This is a genomic window from Candidatus Pelagibacter sp. (assembly GCF_052049935.1).
GTDB lineage: Bacteria > Pseudomonadota > Alphaproteobacteria > Pelagibacterales > Pelagibacteraceae > Pelagibacter.
In genome coordinates this window covers 119116-126759 of sequence record NZ_JBNGZA010000002.1, presented here as the reverse complement: position 1 = coordinate 126759, position 7644 = coordinate 119116, and the positions used below count along the sequence as shown (strand labels likewise).

11 protein-coding genes are annotated in these 7644 nt (G+C 26.9%); 7 read left to right on the top strand and 4 right to left on the bottom strand.

The features are described 5' to 3' along the window. A partial coding sequence (locus tag ACTT90_RS01860) for a hypothetical protein (RefSeq protein WP_440937168.1) occupies window positions 1-389 on the bottom strand: 389 nt, incomplete at its 3' end. 53 nt (window positions 390-442) lie between these two features. On the opposite strand from ACTT90_RS01860, the gene ACTT90_RS01855 reads away from it, so the two are divergent. Both ACTT90_RS01855 and ACTT90_RS01850 read left to right on the top strand, forming a co-directional pair. Beyond that, window positions 443-1063, top strand: a complete 621-nt coding sequence (locus ACTT90_RS01855) for an SOS response-associated peptidase (protein WP_440937167.1) — start codon at window positions 443-445, stop codon at window positions 1061-1063. Window positions 1064-1065: 2 nt separating this feature from the next. Beyond that, the gene (locus ACTT90_RS01850; protein ID WP_440937166.1) at window positions 1066-2676 is read left to right on the top strand and encodes a hypothetical protein; all 1611 of its coding nucleotides are present in this window, start codon (window positions 1066-1068) and stop codon (window positions 2674-2676) included. Between the two features lies 1 nt (window position 2677). On the opposite strand, the gene ACTT90_RS01845 is transcribed toward ACTT90_RS01850, so the two are convergent. Beyond that, on the bottom strand, window positions 2678-4090 hold the full coding sequence (locus ACTT90_RS01845; protein ID WP_440937165.1) for a DEAD/DEAH box helicase: 1413 nt from the start codon (window positions 4088-4090) through the stop codon (window positions 2678-2680). A 95-nt stretch (window positions 4091-4185) separates the two neighbouring features. Between ACTT90_RS01845 and ACTT90_RS01840 the strand changes: the two genes are divergently transcribed. The 3 genes from ACTT90_RS01840 to ACTT90_RS01830 all read left to right on the top strand — a co-directional run bounded on the left by ACTT90_RS01840 (window position 4186) and on the right by ACTT90_RS01830 (window position 6358). Next, window positions 4186-4635, top strand: coding sequence for a YtoQ family protein (locus tag ACTT90_RS01840; protein ID WP_440937164.1), 450 nt, complete (start codon window positions 4186-4188; stop codon window positions 4633-4635). A gap of 5 nt (window positions 4636-4640) precedes the next feature. After that, the gene (locus ACTT90_RS01835; RefSeq protein WP_440937163.1) at window positions 4641-5249 is read left to right on the top strand and encodes a hypothetical protein; all 609 of its coding nucleotides are present in this window, start codon (window positions 4641-4643) and stop codon (window positions 5247-5249) included. Window positions 5250-5404: 155 nt separating this feature from the next. After that, complete coding sequence (locus tag ACTT90_RS01830; protein WP_440937162.1) at window positions 5405-6358, top strand: DMT family transporter; 954 nt, start codon at window positions 5405-5407, stop codon at window positions 6356-6358. Between the two features lies 1 nt (window position 6359). Here the strand turns inward: ACTT90_RS01830 and ACTT90_RS01825 are convergent, their stop codons facing one another. After that, on the bottom strand, window positions 6360-6530 hold the full coding sequence (locus ACTT90_RS01825; protein WP_440937161.1) for a hypothetical protein: 171 nt from the start codon (window positions 6528-6530) through the stop codon (window positions 6360-6362). Between the two features lie 125 nt (window positions 6531-6655). Here ACTT90_RS01825 and ACTT90_RS01820 point away from each other — a divergent pair, with 125 nt between their 5' ends. Both ACTT90_RS01820 and ACTT90_RS01815 read left to right on the top strand, forming a co-directional pair. Further along, window positions 6656-6862 (top strand): hypothetical protein, encoded by a 207-nt coding sequence (locus tag ACTT90_RS01820; protein ID WP_440937160.1) that lies wholly within the window; start codon window positions 6656-6658, stop codon window positions 6860-6862. 2 nt (window positions 6863-6864) lie between these two features. After that, window positions 6865-7026, top strand: a complete 162-nt coding sequence (locus ACTT90_RS01815) for a hypothetical protein (protein WP_440937159.1) — start codon at window positions 6865-6867, stop codon at window positions 7024-7026. Between the two features lie 111 nt (window positions 7027-7137). On the opposite strand, the gene ACTT90_RS01810 is transcribed toward ACTT90_RS01815, so the two are convergent. Next, the gene (locus ACTT90_RS01810) at window positions 7138-7455 is read right to left on the bottom strand and encodes a hypothetical protein (RefSeq protein WP_440937158.1); all 318 of its coding nucleotides are present in this window, start codon (window positions 7453-7455) and stop codon (window positions 7138-7140) included. Window positions 7456-7644 lie beyond the last annotated feature (189 nt).

Below are 7644 nucleotides of genomic sequence, written 5' to 3'. Positions count from 1 at the left end.
GAATTAATTAAAAAAGAGTAATTAATTTTCTTTAAACTAAAAAAAATAAGAAATGAAACAAACATTAATATATTTGTAATGGAATGAATATATCTTATACCTGACCACTCTATACTTGATTGATTAATATCTAAGGGAGAAAAAATAAAAGATATGGTTATAGAAATAAAAAAAAGAATGATTAGAACTGTTACTAAACCTTTTTGACTAATTTTTTTTTTTACTTCTGAAATTAAACTTATTTCTCTAGATATTAGAAAAATTAAGAATAGTTTAACAAAAATTAACCTTACGTAGTCCGATATATAGTTTCCTGTTGTAGCAAAAACAAAAAAACCAATAATAAAAAATATTAGAAATTCATTCTTATTTTTTAAGAAAGTAATCATATTTTTGAAATTAAATTTATTGAATTTAATTACAACACTTATATTTTGTACCTATGTGTGGAAGATACGTTATTACCAATCCAGTTGTTAAAACTGAAAAGTTAGTAAAATCAGCTATACAAATTGAAAACAATGAGAATTATAATGCTCATCCATATCAAAAACTACCAGTAATAAAGAAATATAAAAATGGTAATACTTTAGAAAATTTAAAATGGGGCATTGTTCCAAGTTGGGCTAAACAAAAAGATTTTAAAGCTTTAACAAATGCAAGACTTGAGACAATAGATGAAAAAGTTTCATTTAAAAAATTAATTCAACTGCATAGATGTGTTGCAGTAGCAGATGGTTTTTATGAATGGAAAAGGGAAGAGAAAGAAAAAACTCCTTTTTATTTTATGAGAAATGATAAAAAAACAATTTTTATTGCAGGAATATATGAAAATGATGAGTTTTCTTTAATTACTGAAGAAGCAAAACCCAATGTTCAAGAAATTCATCATAGACAGCCAGTTATTTTAAATGAGACAGATGTAAATAGATATTTAAATTTAGAATTAACAGGCTCTTCTTTTTTAAAAGAATGCAATAAACCTGATTTAGAATTTTATCAAATCTCTAAAGATGTAAATAAACCTACCAACAATAATATCTCTCTAATTCAAAAAGTTTAATCATGAATAAAATATTTTCATTCTTTGATAGAACTTTTCTTGATCTAGGTCGTCAGTTTAAGTGGACTTACTTGCCGCCATTAATGGTTTATATGGCTGCTGGTATTTCAGGGCTAACAGGTATTGTTGGAACATTTTTTGTAAAAGATTACTTAAATTTATCAGCTGCGTTTCTTGCAGGACTAGGTTTTTGGGCTGGAATTCCTTGGGCTCTCAAGATGCCATTAGGTCATTTAGTTGATCTTATCTGGAAGAAGAAAAATTATATGGTTTACTTTGGAGCCTCATTGATCGCTCTTAGTTTATTGATCATGTATGGATTAATCATTCATACAGAATTTATATCTACTTATCTTAAAGTTGAAACCTGGTTTGTAATCAGTGTAATACTTGCTCCTGTTGGTTACGTTGTTCAAGATGTTGTAGCAGATGCAATGACAATTGAGGCAGTTCCTTTAACTGATGAACAAGGAAATGATTATTCAAAAGATCAAATAAAAGTAATGCATACAACAATGCAAACACTTGGAAGATTTGCAATAATTGGTGGAACAGTATTGGTTGCTTTTATTAATGTCATTTTATTTAGAAATGTTGATAACTTAGAACTTGATCAAAAAATAGAATTATATGGATCTGTTTATATTTACGCTTTAATTATTCCAATTGTTTCTATCTTAGGAGTTGTTTTAGCTAATTATTTAAGAGCTCAGAAAATTAAAGAACTAAGTTCAAAAGGATTAGAATTTAAAAAGGAAAGAGGGGATGAAAAAACCAAAGTTAATTGGTGGATATTAGGTGGAAGTTTAATTTTTGTTATTTTCACTTTATCTATAGGATCTTTTAAAGTTCCTCTTGCTCAAGAAATTGTTTTCATTGGCTCAGTGGTCATCATCTTGTTTTTGATGTTTAAACTTATCAAAGAGTTACCAGAAGAATTAAGATTAACAATTGTAGGAACAGCAGTTATCATTTTTGTATTTAGAGCAATGCCAGGACCAGGACCTGGTCTTACTTGGTTTGAAATTGATGTTTTAAAATTTAATGAGCAATTTTTCTCAGTTTTATCATTACTTGCATCAATACTAACATTAGCTGGAATTGTTTTATTGAGACCATTTATGGCAAATAATTCAATTGCAAGAATTATAGTTGTTTTAAGTATCGCAGGTGCAATTTTATTTTTACCAAGTGTTGGTATGTATTATGGATTTCATAATTGGACAGCATCATTAACGGGAGGTGTTGTCGATGCTAAGTTTATTGCAATTATTAATACTGCTTTAGAGTCTCCACTTGGTCAAATATCAATGATCCCATTACTTGCTTGGATTGCAAAAAATGCACCAGCTCATTTAAAAGCAACCTTCTTTGCGGTATTTGCTTCTTTTACTAATCTTGCTTTATCTGCAAGTGCATTAGGGACTAAATATTTAAATGAAATTTTTACTGTTACAAGGGAAGTAAAAGATAAAGTAACAGGTGAAATTCAAACAACAGCTGATTATTCTGAACTTGGAATTTTGTTAATTGTTGTAACTTTATTAACTTTAATACTACCCATCTTGTTCGTATTTATAATTAATAATAGTAAATACAAAACTACAGAGTAATTTATCTCTTTTTTTTATTTCTTTTACTTTTGAAAGTAAAGTTTTTAGGTCTTTTTCTATTTTTAAATTTCTTTTTAAATTTAAATTTTTTATTATTTTGTTCTTGACTATCTTTTGATTTAAACCCTTCACCTTTTTTATCTTGATTGTCTTTAGATCTAAATTTTCTATCTTTTTGACTGAAATCTTCTCTTGATTTAAATCTTTTATTTTTATGATCACGATTATCTTTTGATTTAAATTTTTTCTTGGTTTTATTTTTTTTGAATTTCCCTTTAAATTTTTTATTTTTTTTATTTGATGGGCTTTTTACTTGTTCTTTTAATTTAAAATCAGGGTCAATTAATTTTTGAATAGATCTCCACATGCTATAATCATGATTTGTTAGAAAAGTCATAGCAGAACCTTCTTTTCCAGCTCTTCCAGTTCTTCCAATTCTATGAATATAATCCTCAGGAACTTGAGGAAGATCATAATTTATTACATGCTGAATTAATGGAATATCTAAACCACGTGCCGCAACATCTGTTGCAACTAAGATTCTATTTTTACCAGATCTAAATCCTCTTATTACTCGATCTCTTTTACTCTGTCTTAAATTTCCATGAATGGCATCTGCAGAATGACCATCGTATTTTAATCTTTTAACAATTTTATCAGCTCCATGTTTTGTCTTAACAAAAACTAATATTGAACCTGATCTTTCAACTAATTGATTTATTAATTCATGATATTTTTTATCCGGAGTTATTTGAAAAGTTTCTTGTTTAATTTTCTCAATTGGAGTTGAAACTGAACCAATTGATATTCTCTCAGGATTTTTTAAATATTTTTCTGAAATTTTTAAAATGTCATTTGGTAATGTTGCTGAAAATAATAATGTTTGATGACTTTTTGGAATATGTTTTAAAATTAATTCTATTTGAGGAGTAAAACCCATATCTAGCATTCGATCTGTCTCATCTAAAACTAGATAAGTTACTTTATAAAGTTTTAATGATTTTCTCTCAATATGATCATTAATTCTACCAGGTGTCCCAACAATTATTCTTGTTCTTTTAGTTAGTTGTCTTAGTTGTTTTTGCATACTCTCACCACCAATTAGAAGAGCTGAATTGATATTTATTTCTTTACTATTTAATTTTGTAACTGTTTGCATAACTTGAGATGCAAGTTCTCTTGTCGGACAAATAATTAGAGCCATCGCATTTTTATCTTTGATTAATTTATTAATCATAGGGATAGTAAATGCTAAAGTTTTACCAGTTCCAGTTTGAGCAGTTCCTAAAATATCTTTTCCAGTTAAACTCAATGGTATGGATTGGCTTTGAATAGGTGTAGGAATTTTAAAATCTGCAAATTTAAGTGAGCTCTTTAATTGATTTTCTAAAGGGAGTTCGTTGAAATTATTCATATAATAGTAATTAGGTGAGGTGCTTATACTGTTTATTAGTAATATCAATATTATTAATATTTGTTATAAAACTCGAAAAATTTTAGGAGAAATTAATGTTAAAAGTTTATTTAGCTGGAGAAATCCACACAAATTGGAGAGAAGAGATCATTGATAATTGTAAGAAACAAAATTTAAAGATTGAATTTACTTCACCTGTAACTGATCACCCTTCTTCAGATGATTGTGGGGTTGAAATATTAGGACCAGAAGAAAAAAACTTTTGGAAAGATAGAAAAGGAGCCAACATTAATTCTATTAGAACTAAGAAATCTATTAATGACTGTGATGTAATCATTGTTAAATTTGGTGAAAAATATAAACAGTGGAATGCTGCATTTGATGCAGGTTATGCTGCTGCTTTGAATAAATCTATTATTGTAATTCAAAATGAAGATCATCAGCATGCTTTAAAAGAAGTTGATGCTGCTGCAGCAGCAGTTTGCTCAAATCAAGAACAAGCAATTCGTATTCTTAAATATGTTTTAGAAGGCTCTTTAAAATAAAAATAATGAAATTGATAAGATCATTATTTTTACTTACTTTTATAAGTACATCTAATCTATATGCAGAAATTTATAAATTAAATTGTAAGTACACAGAATTACTTGGGAGCAATAAAAGCATTAAAACTTCTGTTTGGTATATAAATAATGAAAAAAAGATGATTGCTCTTGCTAAAATAAATAACACTAACGTCAAATACACTTCTAATAAATGGGATGATAAAAGTTTTGGTGTTAAAGATGACGAAGTATTTATCAATCGTTCTCAAATGAAAATCAAAAATAATATTTATGGAGTAGGTGTAGCCACCAATAAAGATACCAAAGAAATTATTTTAATGGCACTTAGTGAAGAAGGTTTAGATAAAGATCCAGTTTGGATTAAAGTACAAAAAGATACCGAAGAGTTAATTAAAAGAAGCAAAGAAAAAAAAGTGAGCGTTGAAGAATATGAAAAGCAAATTAAAAAGATCTATGAATTAAATGATCAGGTAGTTGCAAAATGGTCAATAGAACAAACATGCTCAAAACCTATTAATGTTAAAAATAAAAAAAAAGATCCTCTTGATAAAGTTAAAGATAAGTTAAAAGAAACTTTAGATAAAATTAATTAACATTAAATGACTGAATTACTTGATCTAATTTTAAATGGATATTTAAGAATATTTGTTGGATTAGTAATAATTGTCTTAATTGGATTTTCCTTATATTTCACTTACATAAAAAAATAACATCAGCTAATTAATGGTGTAGGTTAAACAAATAATTAATGAGAACTGAAAATAATTCACAAGGAATCATTTTAATTATGATTGCAATGAGTTTATTTGCAATGCAAGACTCGTTAATTAAATTTATTTTTGAACAATCAACTCTATTTGAAATATTTTTTGGAAGATATTTGGTTGCAGCATTATTATTGTTTGCTTACATTAAATTTACAAAACAAGTTGTAAGTTTAAAAACTTATTATCCTTATTTAACTTTTATAAGAGTGTTGTTTCATTTTACAGCATTTTCAACTTTTTTTGTTTCAATTACCTACATGCCTCTTGCAACTGCTAATGCTTTATTTTTCTCTTGTCCTTTTTTTGTATCAATATTTGCAAAGTTTTTTTTAAAAGAATTTATTGGAATTAGAAGATGGTCTGCAATTGCATTTGGTTTTACTGGTGTCTTAATCGTTCTAAATCCAAATTTTTCAAACTTTGAGTGTAAAAATTTACTACCAGTATTTAGTGCATTTTTTTATGCCGCTTCAATGACAATAACTAAATATACTTCTGATAAAGACGATGTAAATACACAGTTGTTTTACTTCTATGTTATTGCGTTAATCTTATGCATTATCATTTATTTCTTTATGGGAGAAGGTCAGTTTAATAATAATGATTTTGATCCAAGTACTCAGTTTATATTTAGAGAGTGGTTTAGTAATTTTGATTATACTTGGAAATTCATTTTATTTTTTGGTGTAGCAGCATCCATTGCTTTTGTTTGTGTGTTTAAAGCTTATATTGTTGCATCACCATCTGTTGTATCTTTATTTGAATATTCATTAATTATAATGTCAATGATACCTGGTTATTTATTATTTAATGAGATCCCTTCAATAAGAACTTTAGTAGGTGTCGTTTGCATTATATCTGCTGGAGTTTATATCTATTTTAGAGAAAGAGTTAGAGATCAATACGTAGCCTCTAAAACACCAGCTAGAAGATAAATTACCACCAACTTAATAATCTACCATTACCAATTATGATCATTAGACAAGTTGCTATATGTAGTAACACCCAAAAAGATCTAACAATCACTACTTGCTTGTCGTATGGTTTTGTTTTTTTATCTGAAAAGCTTCCTAAAGCGTATAACCAAATTTTAAATAAATTATTCATCGTATCTCCATATTAAATTAATGAAGATGCTTAATAGAATTAAATTATAAAAAAGCAATATTTTTGTATAACTATGAATATATCATTCAAACATCCATTATTATTTAATATAATATTAATTTTAAATGGCTTGGTATAATTTAAATTCTACAGATACAATTGTAAGTGAATTCAACCAAAAACATCGTATAGATCGGTGTGGGTTTTGTGGTGAGTTTGAAAAGAAAATTAGAACAACTAAGAAAATTTATTTTTCAGAGTTTGAAGTAGAAGATAGACCCATTTGTTTTGATTGCTATCACCAACATAGCAAAAAGGCTATTGCTAGATAAAGATGGATAAAGTTATTCCGGTTTTATATATGATTGGAGTATTAATCTTAGTACTTCCAGCTTTTCTTCAATCTAATTCTAAATCAAAAATATTTTTTAAAAATTTATCAATTTGGACAATTATAGTTTTGATTATTCTAACAATAGCCTATTTTGTTAAGTGAGATTAAAATATAAAAGAAATTAAAATAAATATTCCAATTAATTTCAAAGTCATACTAGTTACACCACCTTGAACTAACCAAACAGAAAATTTAATCCAAAAATTCTTCATATTAAAACAACGTTTTTTTTACTACTTTACAGTTATAACTCCCATATGAACCTGAAATTCTATCTAGTGTATCAGGTTTGAAGTTACGTGGTTCACTGATTTCTTTTATTGTTTCACTTTTCCAAAACGTAATAAATTCTTTTTTCCATTCAACAACTTCTCTTTTAATACCATCAAGAATAAGAACTTCTTTTTCATCATTAATTATAAAGCTAGTTCTTAATTTAGTAGTACTTTCGCAGGATAAATAAATATCATCAGCATAAGTATTGATAGTAGAGATAAAAAGTATTATCAGAGTTATCTTTATTATTTTCATTAATTGATTAAGTTTATAACAGATGAAACCAATTGATTATATAGGACTATATCTCATAGTAATTGCAGCCTCATGCATTGCAGTTAATTGGTTATTTAGGATATATTTCTGATTTGAAGTACTTAAATTGTGCAATCATATAAGATGTGCTATTATTTAATTAAATCGAAACAATGCGTATAACAGAAA